This is a genomic window from Martelella alba (assembly GCF_005217455.1).
GTDB lineage: Bacteria > Pseudomonadota > Gammaproteobacteria > Enterobacterales > Enterobacteriaceae > Acerihabitans.
Genome location: NZ_SZPQ01000001.1, coordinates 22785 through 39729 on the forward strand (window position 1 = coordinate 22785; position 16945 = coordinate 39729).

Here is a 16945-nt window from a genome sequence, read left to right on the forward strand (position 1 = left end):
CCCTCATGATTGCTCGCTCCCGTGGAATCAGCCTTGAGGGACGCCGCCGTCGGCAATATTCACCGTGGCGAGGCGTTGGCCGAAACGGGTGGCCGCCAGGGTATGCCACCGCTCGTCCAGGACGACCCGGTCTTTGGCAAACAGATTGATAACCGTGGAACCCAGTTTAAAACGTCCCATCTCTTGTCCTTTGAGCAATACCACCGCGCCTTCGCTCTCGGCGTCCGGATACCGCCAGCGCTTGATAATGCCCTCGCGCGGCGGCGTGACGGCGCCGGCCCAGACGGTTTCGATGCTGCCGACGATGGTGGCCCCCACCAGGATCTGCGCCAGAGGGCCGAAATCGGTATCAAATACGCAAATGACCCGCTCGTTGCGGGCGAAGAGATTGGGAATGGCGGCGGCGGTCAGCGGGTTCACCGAATACAGATCCCCCGGAACATAGATCATCTCGCGCAGGATGCCGTTACAAGGCATATGCACGCGATGATAGTCCCGCGGGGCGAGATAAGTTGTGACAAACGCGCCGTCGCGGAAGATTTCCGTTAATCGCTCATTACCGGCCAGCAACGCTTCCAGAGTGTAATGATGGCCCTTGGCCTGGAAAATCCGCTCGCCGTCGATCGGACCCAATTGGGAAATCACCCCGTCCGCCGGCATGACCAGCGCGTTGGGATCGGTATCCAGCGGACGGGCATCGTCGCGCAACGGGCGGACGAAAAAGGCGTTGAAGGTGGGGTAGGCCGACAGCTCGGGCCGCATGGCTTCCTGCATGTCGACTTTGTAATAGCGTACGAACAGCGTGATGATAAGCTTGGTCAGCCATCCGGCGGGATAATCCGCCAGACGGCCGGCCAATTGGGTCAGGCAACGTTTCGGCAGAAGATATTGCAATGTCATTTTGATCCTGTCCAACACGGAAAAACCTCATACTTGAGAAATTGACATAGTGAAGAATACGGGATTCGGGATGGCGTAACCAGAATAGGCGTCAGTGATCGGTTTCGGAAAACGATTTACGCGTTTTTACCTGTGACATGCTCTCCAGAATCTGATGATAGTTCTCGAAACGCACCGACGCGATGTCGCCGCGCTCCACCGCCGCGCGAATAGCGCAGCCGGGATCGGTATCGTGGCGGCAGTCGCGAAACTTGCAACCGCCAAGAAAACCCCTGAATTCGACAAAACCCTGGGTGATTTGTTCCGGGTCGAGATGCCATAATCCGAATTCCCGCACACCGGGGGAATCAATCAACTGCCCGCCGTGGCAGAAATGATACAAGCGGGCCGCGGTGGTGGTATGCTGCCCAAGCCCGGAATTATCGGACACCGCGTTAACCAGGATAGTATCCTGCCCAGCGGGCAGCAGGGCGTTCAGCAGGCTGGATTTGCCCACGCCGGACTGGCCGGCGAATATACTGATACGCCCGGTCAGCGCCGCTTCCAACTGGGCCATGCCCTCGCCGGTATGGCTCGACACCAGGATAACCCGATAGCCGATGCCGCCGTAAACAGCCAATTGCCGCTCCACCTTTCGGCGATTATCGCTTTCCAGCAGGTCCACCTTGTTTAGAACAATCAGCGGCTCCACTTCAAGGGTTTCGCAAGCCACCAGATAGCGGTCTATCATGTTGAGCGACAATTCCGGCAGGACGGCCGAGACTATCACGATCTGATCCATGTTGGCGGCAATGGGTTTGATGCCGTCATAATAATCCGGGCGCGTCAGCACCGAACGGCGGGGATGCACCGCTTCAATAATGCCGCTGATGCCGGCCGCGGTTTCGGCGCCCGGACGCCAGACCACCCGATCCCCGGTGACCAGCGAGGTCAGGGTGCGGCGGATATTACAGCGGTGCAGGGCGCCGTCCGGCGCTTCGACATCGGCGTGCATGCCCAAACGGCTTATCACGATCCCCTCCTGCGCCTCGCCCAACGGCGCGTCATCCAGAATATCGCCCCGCCCGTCTTTCGACAGGCGCCGCTGATGGTTGGCCTGGACGCGTCGCTGCTGGCCTTTGGTCAGTTTATTTCTGCTCACTGCGCCTCACTTGTCGCCATGGCATCGCCGGAGAGGACGAAAACGTCTATGATACCAGGTATTCTACCAGAAATTCCGTAAAACCCTTTACAACGAGAAGAACATGCCGGTAAACGAAAACAACCTGATTTGGATAGACCTGGAAATGACCGGGCTGGATCCGCAACGCGATCGGATCATTGAAGTCGCCACTCTGGTGACGGACGCCAATCTGAATATCTTGGCGGAAGGGCCGGTGCTGGCGGTGCACCAGTCAGATGAGCAATTGGCGCTGATGGACGATTGGAATGTCACTACCCACACCGCCAGCGGGCTGGTCGCGCGGGTCAAGGCCAGCGCCCTCGACGAAGCCGCGGCCGCTGAACAGACCCTGGCGTTTTTGCGCCAATGGGTGCCGCCCGGCGTGTCGCCCATTTGCGGCAACAGCATCGGTCAGGATCGTCGTTTCCTGTTCCGTTATATGCCCGAGTTGGAGGCGTATTTTCACTACCGCTACCTGGATGTCAGTACCCTCAAGGAGTTGGCCCGCCGGTGGAAACCGGAAATCCTGGCCGGCCTGACCAAAAAAAATACCCATCAGGCGTTGGACGATATCCGCGAGTCAGTGGCCGAACTGGCTTATTATCGCGAGCATTTTATCCGATTGTAACGGGGGGCGAAGGGCGGGGAAACGCGGTGCGGGAATGCGCCTTAAGCAGCGCTTATCGCCATTACGGCGATTTTATCGTCAATCGAACCGCGGGAGGCGTTTTTTACGGTACAGGGGCTTGCAGCCCTTAAGAATTCTCGTATAATGCGCTCCCCATACCGACAATGATTTGTCGGTGTCATTGACGGTTTCGAGCGATATCACGGTGGTCGCTAAGCGAATTTTCAGGCTCGCGGTAGGTGATGTGGCGGGCGTGGGCGCTGTTGGCGGAAGAGTGGCTCGAAACATGCAGATATAAGCGGGAATAGCTCAGTGGTAGAGCACAACCTTGCCAAGGTTGGGGTCGCGAGTTCGAGCCTCGTTTCCCGCTCCAATTCTTTCCCTTTCGATGTTTCCCTCAGTTTGTCAGTCTCCGATTCAACAGGATAAGCATTTCGTTGCGCATCCCGCGAAATCCACTGAATACCCCCCTTTGATTTTGATTAAGGCTGACTCCATGACGTATTCCCGTCACGAAGGGGCCTCGCCCCTGGGAAGGCGTGAGAGACCCGCCGTGTCTCTCACCCAAGGACGGCCGTCGGCGATTCACACTCGTGCCTAACGAAATTATCGCCTACTTGCCGCCGCGCGTAAAAGCCATTCAATACTGATCCGCCGGATCGGGCTGATGGGTAAACCGCCTTCTGAAATCATGCCGGGCGACTTCCGCCAGCCAAAAACAGAACGCGTGCCCGAATAATTCGGAGAAATGTTCAGCGAACGGCTGATGCCAGGGAGCAGGAACGGTTCCCATGGCGGGCATCAAGATAAGATGAAAAGCTATCCATATCACAATGCCATAAGCCGCCCCTTGCCATAAGGTGATCTTCGGCCAAAACTCGGCAATGATGGAGTAAAGTATCATGAAAAAGAAGGTGAAACCGAAATGAACAAAAAAGCTGATATAAGGCAGGTGATGTAAACTGTAAGTGTAGGTGCTGGTGACGAAATCCTTGGTAAAGCCCAATTGCATCAACAGGGTTTGCGGCGGGTTTATGGCATCCCGTAGCGGCGTTCTTGGCGGAAGCACCACTTCCCAGCCCAATTTGGCATAGCCGCATACTATCGCGGCGATGATCCCGACCAAAATCGCAACGATGATTTTCTGTTTTGGCGTGTCGACCTTAAAAACCATTTTCTCCTCCCATCCCAATATAGGATTTTGTTTGCCCTTCATCGGGCGCAAAACCGGTCCTGCTTACCAATATTTATCAATTTCATTTTTCAGCGCCTGCGCTGTCGCCTTGCCTGTATCCGAAGCCAGCGCCCGGCCGGCAATAAATGTTTTGGCGCGAATCCCCTGGAATAAATGAATATCTTCCGGCACAATTCCGCCGGTGATTGAAATAGCCAGTCCCAGATCAGACAATGCGCGCATACGTTCCAGATCCTCCGGCGTCCATCTTACCCCCGCCAATTCCGCATCGCGGGAGCGGTGATAAATCGCTTGTTTGATCCCCATCGTTACCCATTGCCTGGCGTCCTCCAGGGTCCAGTGTCCATAAAGTTCAATCTGGATTTCACCGTGATATTCGTCAGCGACCTTTTTGCAGGCGGCGATGGTGGCGATATGCGCCGCCGCGGATACCGTTATCCAGTTCGCGCCCGCGCCAAACGCCATCTTGGCCAGAATGGCGCCGCCGTCGGTGGTTTTCATGTCGCAGACGATAAGGTGCTCCGGGTGCTGTCGGCGCAATGTGCTAACCGCCGTCATGCCTTCGGCAAAGGCCAGAATGGTGCCAATCTCAATGACATCGACGAAACTTTCCACCTGATTGGCGATACCGATTGCCGTGGCCAGGTCTGTCGAGTCCAATGCGATTTGCAATAAAGGCTTGGTCATAAAATTAACTCCTTTACATTATCAAATAATAAAGACGGGTCGTGAGCCGCATTTAAGGCGTACTGATCCTCACCGTGAATAGCTGAGCCTTACCTCATTCACGTATCATTGCGGCGGCGTATAATCCGCCGGATATCATTAAGTTGATTGCAACAGGCCGGCGGCCCTTCGACTAATCGGTCGGGGGGGATGTTGCAATCCGTTGTCCGTAATACGCGTTTGCCCCGTGCTTACGGAAATAATGCTTATCCGCCAGAGCTTGCGGAATATGGCTTTGCGTGTTCAGCGCGCGGGTCGATAGCGCCATTGCCGCCACTTCTTCCAGCACAATGGCGTTATGTACGGCATCCATGCCATCCTTGCCCCAGCAAAAGGGCGCGTGTCCGGTAACCAGCGCGCCCGGCATCGCCAAGGGATCGAGATCCTGTTGTAGGAAGCGTTCAACAATGACATTGCCGGTATTTATTTCATAATCGGTACGGATTTCCGCGTCTGTTAATGCACGCGTGCAAGGAATGTCGCCATAAAAATAATCCGCGTGCGTGGTTCCCAGCGCCGGAATATCCATGCCCGCCTGCGCCCAAATCGTTCCGTTTCGCGAATGGGTATGGACAATTCCGTTGATAAGGCCGAAGGCGCGGTATAACACCAAATGCGTCGCCTTATCGCTGGATGGATTTAATCGCCCTTCAATGACGCGGCCATTTTCCAAATCGACGATAACGATATCTTCCTCAGTCATTTGCCCGTAATCGACGCCGGACGGCTTTATCGCCATTACCCCCAGCCGGCGGTCGGCCTGGGAAACATTTCCCCAGGTCAATGTCACCAGCCCATACGCGGGCAGGGCCAGATTCGCCGCCAGAACAGCCTGTTTTAATTCCCGGAACATCATTTTCCTCCCTCAACGCATAATAACGGCCACAGTGGCGGTTTTCAGGCCATGTTCGCGCTTATCGCGGCGTCAATGACTCGCCAGACATCCTCTTTAGTGCGGCACTGGCGTAATTTATCCAGGTTTATGCCCGTGTCGCTTGCCGGATCGTCCAGGACCTGCGTCACTTGCATCAACCCTTGCATATGTTCGTCGGAGGTACTGCCGGCCAGTGTAATCAGCACATCGACGGGGGCGTTTTCACCGTCGAAAACAACTGGAGAGGCCAGGGTTACCAGGGCGAAGGCGGTGCGGTTAACGCCGTCTTCCGGGCGGGCGTGGGGCATGGCGAATTGGGGCGCGATGACGACATAGGGACCGTGCTCTTCGATGCTGCGGATAATGGCCTTTGGATAATCCGGCGTGACGGCGCCGGATGCCACCAGCATATCCGTACCCAAACGAATGGCATCCCGCCAATCCGCCGCCGTCGCCTGAAGCAGGACGGAATTATTGTCAATCAACGATTCTTTGAAATTCATGTGGACTCCTCTCTCGCCGGCCTGGCCGGCCGGCGGGTACAACGGGTGGTTAATGGGCGAAATTGCGTTTAATCAGGCCAAGTAATTCATCACCGAACGAATTAGGGTTCAGCATGTTCTGCACCCCGAGAACAAACTTGCCTTCACCGGGATCCATTTCCCCTGATAAATGCTTGGACGAAACAATAATGTCGGTGTTCGGCAGTTTGGCTTTGTAATCGGATACCGCGCACGAATCCATGACGGCCGGAATACCCTTTTGTTCCAGGTAGTGGCCGATTTTCATTTTCATCATCATGGACGACCCTTGTCCGTTGCCGCAAACCGCCAAGATGCGGATAGGACGGTTCACCGCCTCGGATTCGGTTCCCGTTGCGCCTGACTGGGGCGGAACGTCAGCCGGCGCTGTATTGGCCGGGGCTTGCGCCGCCAGCGCCAGGGCGTCTTCTTCCCTGCGCAGTTTGCGCGAGGCGAAGTACATGTAAACCCCCGCGCCTGCCAATAAGACGAAGAAAAACCAGGACGACATCGACAGTCCTTGCAAAATGGGTGGGAACACTAATGCCCAGTCGGCCATCCCCATCCAGGCATGGAACGCCGTGCCGTGCAAGGCGAACAAATGAATTGCCCATGCGGAACCCAGAACTTCGATAATGCCCATGACGAAACAGATTTTCATCACGGCTTTCCAACCGCCGAAATGGTTGGCAAATACGCCGATGGTGGCATTGGAAAAGAACATGGGAATAAAACCGGGAATGATCATGATGGCGGAGTTGGACACCAGTAAAGCGATCACGGCGCAAAACTGACCGATGGCTCCGCACATAAAACCGAAAACCATGGCGTTGGGGGAATAGGAGTAAATCGCCGCGCAATCAATGGCCATGACCGCATTGGGAATAACCCGTTCGGATATCCCTTTAAACGCTTCCGACAGTTCCGCCACGAACATGCGCACACCCATTACAATGACTTGTATGGCTACGGCGAATTTCAAACCGGTTTCCAGAATGTAGATGGTCCAATGGGTCGACCCCGCCATTTTCTGTAGGTTATCCAGACCAAAGGACAGCAGAATAATGCCGAAAAACAGGGTCATGACAATCGCGGTTGCCGTAATGCTGTCGTGGAAAACGTGCAGCCATTTCGGCAAGTTGAGATTATCGACGCTGTTTTCCTTATCACCGAGTTTTGGCGCAATCTTGGTGGCTATCCAGGATGCAACCTGCTGCTGGTGGCCAATGGAAAAACCGGCGCCGCCCGTCACCGCTTCGGTCGGTTTGAACATGATATTGGATGATATTCCCCAATACAGCGCAATAAGAATGGCGGTGTAGATGATGGTTTGCCACATGGACGCGCCCATCACCATGTAGAAAACCGCCAGCAGCCCGACCTGCTGGAACATGATGTGACCGGTCAGCATGATCGTGCGGATGCCCGTTATCCGGCGAAATACCACCAGCAGAATATTCAATCCCAACGCCAATAATACGGCATACCCGACCCAGGAATACTTATCTCCCATGGTCTGCATGGTGGCCATCATGGTGGTATAAGGATCGATAACGGAACCGACCAAATGATGGTACAGCGCAATCTTGTCCACCACTGGCTTGAAACTCTCCACCAGCGTGGTGGAACCTACCTGAACGAGCATAAAACCCACAATGGTTTTGATGGTGCCTTTGAGTACGGTGGTGCCGTCGCGGCGTAAAAGCACATAGCCAATGCAGGTAACTATCCCGAGCAACAAAGGCGCCTTTGTCATTACCTGGCTATAAAATATGAAAAAAATGTGATACAGGGTTTCCATGGTGATGCCTCGTTAAATGGATTCTCATGTCGGTGGGATTGGTCAAATGCCCGGACTTGAGCCGAACATGCTCACCGACGCAACCACACCATCACTCGCCTGTTTCTGTTCGCTAAGATAACCATACCAATCATAAGGAATCATAAAAAGATTCTTTATGATTTATTGTGAGCGATATCTCGTACAATTTTCAGCATTGTCTCACAAAAATGAAAACCGATTGACAAATAAATTTTCGGAACTTAAGGGCGTGTTCGTTTTTTAATTGATTTTTCATGTAGTTAAAATGAGTCTTCATAAGGCGTTGTACCGCCGATCACATAGGGGCATAGCCTGTGACCGGCCAAGCGGCTCCCACTATGCTTACCCGTCGTCGAACGACAGGCTGCGTGGTTGCTTTAGCCAAGGACGGCGAGCTGTCAGCGTCCATTGTCATTCGGTGATGGGCAAACTGATAACTCAATCACATAAAATCAAAATAAACTCATTATAATCATAAAAAATCTTATATAATCATATAAAATCACTTGCAATCACACGCGTCAGCACGCCAACCGTCACTGGCAGGGGATTACGCCGGCAAGATCCGGCATTGCGTCACCCTTTTTTGCGCTAACAGGAGCCGCCAAATGAGCAAAATCGACGAAATCACCAGAGAGTCATGGATTCTCAGTACGTTCCCGGAATGGGGTAACTGGCTAAATGAGGAAATTGAACAAGAGCACGTGCGCCCCGGAACGTTTGCAATGTGGTGGCTCGGCTGCACCGGTATCTGGTTGAAATCGGCGGGTAACACCAATATCACCATCGACTTTTGGTGCGGCACGGGTAAACGCACCCACCAGAATCCCTTAATGAAGAAACAGCATCAGATGATGCGCATGGGCGGGGTACGCAAGTTGCAGCCCAACCTGCGCACCTCGCCTTTTGTGTTGGACCCCTTCGGCATTAAAACGATTGATGCCGTGCTGGCAACCCATGATCATGCCGATCATATCGATCCGAATGTCGCCGCGGCCGTCATGCAAAATGTGGATAAGCCCGTGAAGTTCATCGGCCCGCAAGCCTGCGTGGATTTATGGGTATCCTGGGGCGTCCCGCCGGAACGTTGCATCGTGGCGCGGGTGGGGGATGAAATCCACCTTGGCGACATCAGCATCTTGGTATTGGACGCCTTTGATCGCACCGCGCTGGTTACGCTGCCGCAAGGTGTCTCCTCCCGGGACAAGGACTTATTGGATGGTATGGACCAACGGGCCGTCAATTATCTGGTGAAAACCTCCGGGGGTCATCTTTACCATTCTGGAGATTCACATTATTCCAATTATTACGCAAAACACGGCAATGACCATCGCATTGACGTGGCGCTGCTTTCTTATGGGGAAAACCCGCGCGGCGTTACCGATAAAATGACCTCATCGGACATATTGCGTGCCGGCGAATCGTTGAATGCCAATGTCGTCATTCCCTTTCATCATGACATATGGGCCAATTTCCAAAGCGATCCACGGGAAATCGAAGTGCTCTGGCAGATGAAAAAAGAACGTCTGAATTATGGATTCCATCCTTTCTTTTGGCAGGTCGGGGGGAAATACACCTATCCGACAGACCAGGCGAAAATACATTATCAGCACCCGCGCGGGTTCGACGATATTTTCATCGATGAGCCGGAGCTGCCGTATAAATCTTTCCTTTAAGGAACAGGGTTAGCACACGGCGGTATGCAGCGCCTGTTTCCGGTTCGCACTTTGAGGTTAACTGCCTATCGCCGTGCTGCTTTTTTGCGTATGCATGCTCGGCATATCCAATGGGTTCGAGCGTAGACCAGCAGAGGTCATCATGTCATACCGTGTATTGGCGCTGGACCTGGATGGCACGTTGCTGACCAGCGACCAGCATATTCACCCCGCCGTGCGCGACGCGCTGCGCCGGATTGCCTTGACGGCCAGGGTGATTTTGGTCACAGGGCGCCACCATACGGCGGCCAGACCCTATCATCGCGAGCTGGGACTCACGACGCCGGTTATCAGCTGTAATGGCGCCTATCTTTATGATTACGCGACGGAGTCCGTCCTGGCCGGGCAGGCCATCGACCACGAAGACGCCGCGCAATTTCTGGCGTTGGCCCGGCAGGCCGGGCTGAAGGTGGCGATGTACACGGACGAGCGGATGATGATGTCGGCCAGCACGCCGGTGGCGTATTTATCCGCCATGGCACGCTGGTCTCTGCAATTGCCGGCGGAGAGTCGGCCGGATATTGTCCGGGTCGCCTCCCTGGAATCCGCCTTGGCCGATACCCGGTATGTCTGGAAGTTTGTCGTCGAGGGCGATATCGGGCCGATTGGCGGGTTCGCGCGCCAGCAATGGCTTCAGTCGCATTTTACCCTTGAGCAATCCTGGCATAACCGTATTGATTTCGCCCGGCGGGGCAATACGAAAGGGGCCCGGCTTCAGGCGCTGCTTGACGATTGCGCCATCGCCCCGGAGCAGGTTATCGCCATTGGCGATAACCACAATGACCTTTCCATGCTGCAAGTGGCCGGGCTGGGCGTTGCTATGGCCAATGGCGATAGCGCCATTAAAGCCATTGCCGATCGCATTACCCAGGAAAGTAATGACGGACAGGGCATCCTGGACGTTTTGCAGGACTATTTCATCGTTTAAGCCTTGGAGTCCATTATGCACAATGTGGAAAAACCCTTTCGCCTGGGTTTATATGAAAAAGCCATGCCGGAGAGTTTACACTGGCAAGAAAAAATACACGCGGCAAGCGAACTCGGTTTTGACTTCATTGAGATTTCGATAGATGAATCCGACGAGCGTCTCAGCCGGCTGGACTGGACAGATGAGGAAATCTATCAGTTGCGGCGTTTGTGTGAAGCGTACGATTTGCCGTTGCAATCCATGTGCTTAAGCGCCCATCGCCGCTTTCCATTTGGATCCGTGGACGCCGGCCTCCGACATAAGGCCTATGACATCATGGAAAAAGCCATTAAGGTCGCGTTTAAGCTCGGTATCCGTTGTATTCAGCTTGCGGGTTACGATGTCTATTACGAGCCGCAAAGTCCCATAACCCATCGTTATTTCATCGAAGGTATGAAGGCGGCCGCCAAGATGGCCGAGCGGGCGGGGATTATGCTCGGCGTTGAAATCATGGATACACCCTATTTAAATTCGCTGAGTAAATTTGAAGTGCTAAAGAAAGCCATCCCATCTCCGTTTTTTATGGCTTATCCGGATATCGGTAATATCACGGGCTGGAATTACGACACCTGCACGGAGCTCAAACTCAGTAGTGAGCATATCGTGCAGATTCATTTGAAGGACACGCTTAAAGTCTCGGAACACAGCAAAGGGCAGTTTCGGGATTTGATTATCGGCGAGGGGCAGGTCGATTTTTCGGCGGTTTTCCGCACCCTGGCGGAAATTGACTATCAAGGGCCGATGGTCTTGGAAATGTGGGCGCGGGATACGCACTGGCGGGAGAATTTACAACTCGCCAAATCCCGTCTGGTGGCCATGAGCCAGGCCGAGGGGATAAACATCACGTGATCCGTGTCGCTCCCTTCACATGGCGATATTCCTTTTCTAAATGAATGCAATATACTTGTTACAATCATAAGTAATCATCAGCGAGCAGTTTATGACGGAAATACAACGACATGAAGCCATTTTGGCGTTGCTGCAACAGAAACGCTATATGACGGTAACCGGTCTCATGGAAGCGTTCGATATTTCTCCCGCGACCGCCCGGCGCGATATCAATAAACTGAACGATACCGGCAAGCTGCGCAAGGTCCGCAATGGCGCCGAGGCCATTGCGCAAAAGAAAATACAATGGTCGCCGATGAACATCCAGCACCGCCTCCACGATGAAAAGGTGCGGATCGCCCGGGCCGCCGCCGCGTTGATCAAACCAGGGGAAAGCGTGGTCATCAATTGCGGTTCCACCGCCTTTTTGCTCGGCCAGGAAATTTGTGGACAGGATGTGCAGGTCATCACCAATTATTTCCCCCTGGCGAGCTACCTGATCGAGGAAGGGCACGAAGGCGTGGTGATCATCGGCGGACAGTATAACCGCAGCCAGTCCATTACGTTGGCGCCCCAGGACGAAATCTCATCGCTCTATGCGGGGCATTGGATGTTTACCAGCGGCAAAGGGATCACCGCCGACGGTTTGTATAAGATGGATATGCTGACCGCCATGGCGGAGCAGAAGATGCTGGACCACGTGGGGAAGTTGGTGGTGTTGACCGACAGCTCCAAAGTGGGCCAGCGTGCCGGTATGCTGTTCTGTCCCGCCGTCCGTGTTGATATGTTAATCACGGGCAAAGACGCCTCGCCGGAAGTATTGCAAAAGCTTCGTGATACCGGCGTGGATGTCATACTTGTCTAAGCATCGCGAGCAGGGTTTTCTTTGCCCGCCATATCCCCACCGACCCGGCGATGTCATGCCGTCGTGGCGTTAGCCGCCCGCCACCCGGACGGGCACGCGCGCGGAGGGCGACGAAGATATCCCGACCCGCCGGCGTGGGCCTGTGCCGTTTATCTTGACGCCGCCAATACCCCAACAGACACCGCGACCTGTTCAACGGCCGGGTTATCCCCGTATGCAATGATAATCAGGCCCGATATCAGCCTGATCTTCATCGACGTTTCCGCGATATTGCCTCACTAAATTTTAATTTTTAGCGTCTTTTTGTTTTTTTCGACAGGGGAAAGGTTTTTTTGTTTATAAATAAAGCTATATTTCAAAATATTTCAACAATGACATCATTCAACATGACAAAAGGCTGGAAGAAATTCTAAGTGATAATAAAATGTTGAAATAATGTTAAATTAAGTTTTCCCAAACCATTTAGGATAAAATGTCATTGAGTATTATCTTAGTGCAACATATAAAGCAAACGCTGTATTTCGTATAATATGATGAAAAATAAGCAATAATATACTGTCCTGACCAAGCCGGATAGAAAATTTCATGGAAACTGAAAGAGTGTAATGTAATCCTCCTATTACAAATTAAACATTATATTACATTTTACAAAGTGAATTTTTGTCATGCAATGCATTATGTTGGAAAACCAAAATGTGTCCTTTTATTTCAAAAATCTGAAACAAAAACTTGGAATGATTTAACTTCCTACATACACTCTATGGCGTATAAATTTTGGAACGGTAAAGAACTAATAACGAATCTAATTAAATTCCAAATTTCCGATGATTAGATTCAAATGTTAAATAATTTTTGGGTATGCTTTAGGAATTTGAAATGAAACTACGTACATTGACCAGAGAAATTGCTATCCTGAGTATTCCACCTATCGATTTGTTAAATATTGCCGGTCCCTTAGAAGCTTTTCGTATCGCCAATACGCTGATTCAAAATGGACCATTGTATGATGTTGAGCTGGTTTCCGCTAAAAATGAAAAACAGATACAATGTGACTCGGGTATCAACCTTACGGCCCATGCCACACTCGATGATGAAAAATGGGCACGATCGTCTATCGATACGCTGATCATCACAACGCAATTTCCTCCCTCCGGTATTTATCCGGAAAAAGTGACTCAATGGTTGTGTCAACAGGAGAAACGGGTACGGCGGATATGCTCGATGTCCGCTGGAATATTTGTCCTGGCGCAGTGCGGTATGTTAAAAGATAAAATTGTCACGACACACTGGCGTATTAGGGATCATTTCGCCAAATGTTACCCGGGTATAAAAATTGAGGAGCAGCCGATATGGGTCAAGGACGGTAAAATATACTCTTCGGCTGGCATGTCCTCCGGGATTGATTTGGTGCTGAATCTCATTGCCGAGGATCATGGCAATCTATTGGCCAGCAAAGTGACAAAAGAGCTGGTACTGTTTTTACGACGGCCGGGCAATCAGGCTCAGCTTAGTTTGTCTTTAATGGCGCAATACGCCAATCATCGAAGTATCCGCGAGCTTCAACCCTGGCTCACCGAAAATCTTGCTCAAGATTTGACGGTCGATGTATTGGCGGAGCGATTGGCTATCAGCAGAAGTACCTTTATCAGAATATTTAAGCAGGAAATGAATATTACTCCTGCGAAATACGTCGAAACGTTAAGAGTGGAAGCCGCGCAACGGTTTCTCAAAATGACCTCGATGAACCTGGATCATATCGCCGCCAAATGCGGTTTTGCCAGCGCGGATGTCTTTCGGCGCTCATTTCAACGGAATCTCGGTATCACGCCGTTAAGCTATCGTAAGCAGTTCAAACCGGGAAATTAATTCCCAGTGATGCCGGAAACGGACCGGGTTCAATTGAATGCGCGGATGGGCTCGCTTATGGTTATTGGCGAGACCTTGGCCATATCCGGTATGGGCGACGGGCTGTCATCGGCAGGTTGCATATCAAGATGCTGTTTCCGGATCCAGTCAGCGATGATCTGATAGGGGACAAATATACTCTGATCCCGCTTAGGGTGTGTTGCGGTGAATACGCCGACCACCGCGCCGTCGGCGCCATAAACGGGGCCGCCGCTCATTCCCTGGATACCGCCGGCATCGGTCAGCCCCACCAGGCAACTGGTCCGGGGCTGGCCCCACCAGCCGAATTGTTCGAGACGGCCGGACGATGATGTCGGCATAGCCGTGTAGGCGTTGAATCCATAGAGGCGTAGCCCTTCGCCTAACGTGGCCGGCTCCAGTTTCGGCAATATGCGTCCGGTATTATCATGATAAATAATTGCAACATCACAGAGTGGATTGTAAGCTTTCACTTTGACCAGCATAATCTTGGCCACATGCCCGGCCGTCAAACTGTAATGCCGGGTAATGGGAAAACTTGTACCTATCGCGCCCGCAAGGACAGGGATCCCGATAAAATGCATGTCCGCTTTTTGGCTGGCGGTGGAATCGATTTTAATATGTCCAACGGATTGGCAGCCTGATAAAGTTAGCCAAATAAAAAGCATCGTCGCTCTCATCATATCCTCTAATAAAAAATGCAAGAATGAATTTTGGGCGGCAGACGACCTCACCGACGAGGGTTGGGCATTAAGCGGTGATTATGTATTCTGCGTGGCATCGACACGGATGGCCCGACATTTCACATTAACGTCGGATATGGAGGATGATGTTTATACTCGTCATACCTCGCGTTGCTTTTATATTGGCGGCGCTCGCCGGCCATCGTTATGCAACGTGAATTATGTAGAGCATGTCAAAAAGAATTGATTATTATGAGGCTATTTTATGGTCTTCTTCTCTTTCAATTTGATGGATTAAAATTAATTTCTTCTCGCGGTTATTATCCGACACATGATTCAACAGCCGGCCATCCGCTGGTATCTTATGTCCACGGATCCGCTTTTTCCTGGTCCTGCCGGAAAGCGAGGCCCGTCGTGGCAATTTTCTTTTCGCGATAAATTGCCTGTGCTTATAAAAGCTGAATGACATTAGCAGTAGCAACAAGAAAATAGCGATCACATCCATTCGGCAGAACCTGTGACTGCTGTTAGAAAGTAAAGAAATTCATGCGTTAAATGGCGCCGCTAAGATGTTGCAAAAGTAAATTCATAAAGCGTTCCAACCAAGACAAGCATAATGATTCTGATGTTAGGATAATACGTATTTAGGAAAGTTCTTATGTGTCAATTTTGCGATGATCTTCGCCTTTTTGCCCTTGACGGCAACCGGTCAAGAGGCGTTTGAACGAAATAGGGGCGAGTACCCTAAACCGGGAGGGATAACGAGACCGGAATACGGCCTCCGCCCGTTGGCGGGGCGGGGCCGCGTTGTGCCTGGCGGGATACGGCCGTACTTTGTTTTCCGCCGCTTCGCGCGGCGGGATGCGGCCGTGACGCGGCGGGATGCGGCCGTGACGCGGCGTTATTCGGCTTTACGGCCGCGCAGCAGTGCCATCGGGCAACCGCGCCAGCGTCCAGGAGGGAATACCGCCGTTACAAGGGAATTGCGCGGCCTTGTCTTCATCGATATCAATACCCAGGCCCGGCCGATCGCTTAAGTAGGCATAGCCGCGATCTATTTCCGGGCAGCCGGGGAAGACGCTGTGCAAGGCTTCGTTCATGGGCGTATATTCCTGGATGCCGAAGTTGCTCAGGCTTAAATCCAGATGGAGATTGGCCGCAACCCCGACCGGAGAGATATCGCCAGGGCCGTGCCAGGCGGTGCGCACTCCATGGATTTCGCTCAGCGTCGCCAGCTTTTTCGCCGGGGTGATGCCGCCGATGGTACTGACATGGCAGCGAATATAATCAATCAGATGACGGGTTATCAATGGACGCCACTCGTTGACGTGCGTAAACAGCTCGCCCATGGCGATGGGGGTCGAAGATTGGGCGCGCAAGGTATTCAGCCATTCCATATTTTCCGGCGCCACGGGGTCTTCCAGGTAAAACAGCGAATAGGGTTCGAGGACTTTGGCGAGATTGACCGCGGCGATGGGTGCCACTCTTTCATGCACGTCGTGGATAAATTCAATGCCAAAGCCCAGCTTATTACGCAGATGATCAAACAGGCGAGGGACGCTTCTGACGTAGGCGTCAGGGTCGAAATACACGCCGGCCGTGCTGGAGCGGGGAGAGCGTTTGGGCTGAATGTTCTTCGCCCTGGCCAGCCGGGTGGCGATAAGTTTCAAATCCTCGGTGCCGGCGCCGCCATACATGCCCATTTGGCAGCGAACATACTGATATCCCTCTTCCATTAGCGCGCGAATATTGTCCTCCACTTCGTGTTCATCGCCGCCGTCCGTATGGCGATACAGCGGAATGCCATCCCGGCATTTCCCGCCGAGCAGGTCATAAAGCGGCAGACCGGCCAGTTTGCCCTTGATATCCCACAACGCCATATCCACGCCGGACAGGGCATTATTCATAATGGGGCCGTTACGCCAGTAACCGCTGACGCAGGCGGATTGCCAAATGTCTTCAATGCGCGTCGGATCCTTGCCTTCCAGAAACGGCGCCATATAGTCTTCCAACGCCGTTTTGACGGCGAAAATGCGTTGGGTAAAAGTGGCGCAACCCAGACCGTATAATCCGGGCTGATTGGTTTCCACTTTTACCACGGCAAGATCGATGCCTCCCGGCGCGGTCAGTATGACTTTGACTTTGGTGATCTTAATTTGACTCATCATCTTTCCT

The 16945-nt window shown here is 52.7% G+C and carries 15 protein-coding genes and 1 tRNA gene; 7 read left to right on the top strand and 9 right to left on the bottom strand.

Annotation, left to right across the window (positions count from 1 at the left end; translation table 11 throughout):
- Positions 1 to 27: 27 nt before the first annotated feature.
- Together asd and rsgA are read right to left on the bottom strand one after the other, a co-directional pair.
- Entirely contained in the window at positions 28 to 900 is an 873-nt protein-coding gene (gene asd / locus FCN80_RS00115) for an archaetidylserine decarboxylase (protein WP_230492407.1), read from the bottom strand.
- 91 nt (positions 901 to 991) lie between these two features.
- Complete coding sequence (gene rsgA / locus FCN80_RS00120; protein WP_136987799.1) at positions 992 to 2041, bottom strand: small ribosomal subunit biogenesis GTPase RsgA; 1050 nt, start codon at positions 2039 to 2041, stop codon at positions 992 to 994.
- Positions 2042 to 2144: 103 nt separating this feature from the next.
- Between rsgA and orn the strand changes: the two genes are divergently transcribed.
- Positions 2145 to 2690, top strand: coding sequence for an oligoribonuclease (orn, locus tag FCN80_RS00125; protein ID WP_136987800.1), 546 nt, complete (start codon positions 2145 to 2147; stop codon positions 2688 to 2690).
- Positions 2691 to 2988: 298 nt separating this feature from the next.
- Positions 2989 to 3063: transfer RNA gene (locus FCN80_RS00130), tRNA-Gly, on the top strand.
- 267 nt (positions 3064 to 3330) lie between these two features.
- Here the strand turns inward: FCN80_RS00130 and FCN80_RS00135 are convergent.
- The 5 genes from FCN80_RS00135 to FCN80_RS00155 form a co-directional block, all read right to left on the bottom strand.
- The gene (locus FCN80_RS00135; RefSeq protein WP_136987801.1) at positions 3331 to 3864 is read right to left on the bottom strand and encodes a YagU family protein; all 534 of its coding nucleotides are present in this window, start codon (positions 3862 to 3864) and stop codon (positions 3331 to 3333) included.
- A 63-nt stretch (positions 3865 to 3927) separates the two neighbouring features.
- The gene (locus FCN80_RS00140) at positions 3928 to 4572 is read right to left on the bottom strand and encodes a 3-keto-L-gulonate-6-phosphate decarboxylase UlaD (RefSeq protein ID WP_136987802.1); all 645 of its coding nucleotides are present in this window, start codon (positions 4570 to 4572) and stop codon (positions 3928 to 3930) included.
- A gap of 172 nt (positions 4573 to 4744) precedes the next feature.
- Positions 4745 to 5467 (bottom strand): L-ribulose-5-phosphate 4-epimerase, encoded by a 723-nt coding sequence (locus FCN80_RS00145; protein ID WP_306767817.1) that lies wholly within the window; start codon positions 5465 to 5467, stop codon positions 4745 to 4747.
- A gap of 41 nt (positions 5468 to 5508) precedes the next feature.
- Positions 5509 to 5988 carry a PTS sugar transporter subunit IIA gene (locus FCN80_RS00150; protein WP_136987804.1) on the bottom strand — a complete coding sequence of 160 codons (480 nt, stop codon included), beginning with the start codon at positions 5986 to 5988 and terminating at the stop codon, positions 5509 to 5511.
- A gap of 49 nt (positions 5989 to 6037) precedes the next feature.
- Positions 6038 to 7807 (bottom strand): PTS ascorbate-specific subunit IIBC, encoded by a 1770-nt coding sequence (locus FCN80_RS00155; RefSeq protein WP_136987805.1) that lies wholly within the window; start codon positions 7805 to 7807, stop codon positions 6038 to 6040.
- Between the two features lie 629 nt (positions 7808 to 8436).
- On the opposite strand from FCN80_RS00155, the gene ulaG reads away from it, so the two are divergent.
- The 5 genes from ulaG (at position 8437) to FCN80_RS00180 (ending at position 14069) form a co-directional block, all read left to right on the top strand.
- On the top strand, positions 8437 to 9504 hold the full coding sequence (ulaG, locus tag FCN80_RS00160) for an L-ascorbate 6-phosphate lactonase (RefSeq protein WP_136987806.1): 1068 nt from the start codon (positions 8437 to 8439) through the stop codon (positions 9502 to 9504).
- Between the two features lie 142 nt (positions 9505 to 9646).
- Complete coding sequence (locus FCN80_RS00165) at positions 9647 to 10471, top strand: Cof-type HAD-IIB family hydrolase (RefSeq protein WP_136987807.1); 825 nt, start codon at positions 9647 to 9649, stop codon at positions 10469 to 10471.
- Between the two features lie 15 nt (positions 10472 to 10486).
- The gene (locus FCN80_RS00170) at positions 10487 to 11359 is read left to right on the top strand and encodes an L-ribulose-5-phosphate 3-epimerase (protein WP_136987808.1); all 873 of its coding nucleotides are present in this window, start codon (positions 10487 to 10489) and stop codon (positions 11357 to 11359) included.
- A gap of 91 nt (positions 11360 to 11450) precedes the next feature.
- Positions 11451 to 12203, top strand: a complete 753-nt coding sequence (ulaR, locus tag FCN80_RS00175; protein ID WP_136987809.1) for an HTH-type transcriptional regulator UlaR — start codon at positions 11451 to 11453, stop codon at positions 12201 to 12203.
- Positions 12204 to 13079: 876 nt separating this feature from the next.
- Positions 13080 to 14069: a GlxA family transcriptional regulator gene (locus FCN80_RS00180; RefSeq protein ID WP_136987810.1), complete on the top strand. Its 990-nt coding sequence runs from the start codon at positions 13080 to 13082 to the stop codon at positions 14067 to 14069.
- Between the two features lie 29 nt (positions 14070 to 14098).
- On the opposite strand, the gene FCN80_RS00185 is transcribed toward FCN80_RS00180, so the two are convergent.
- Complete coding sequence (locus FCN80_RS00185; RefSeq protein ID WP_136987811.1) at positions 14099 to 14755, bottom strand: serine protease family protein; 657 nt, start codon at positions 14753 to 14755, stop codon at positions 14099 to 14101.
- 926 nt (positions 14756 to 15681) lie between these two features.
- Positions 15682 to 16938: an enolase C-terminal domain-like protein gene (locus FCN80_RS00190; protein ID WP_230492408.1), complete on the bottom strand. Its 1257-nt coding sequence runs from the start codon at positions 16936 to 16938 to the stop codon at positions 15682 to 15684.
- Positions 16939 to 16945 lie beyond the last annotated feature (7 nt).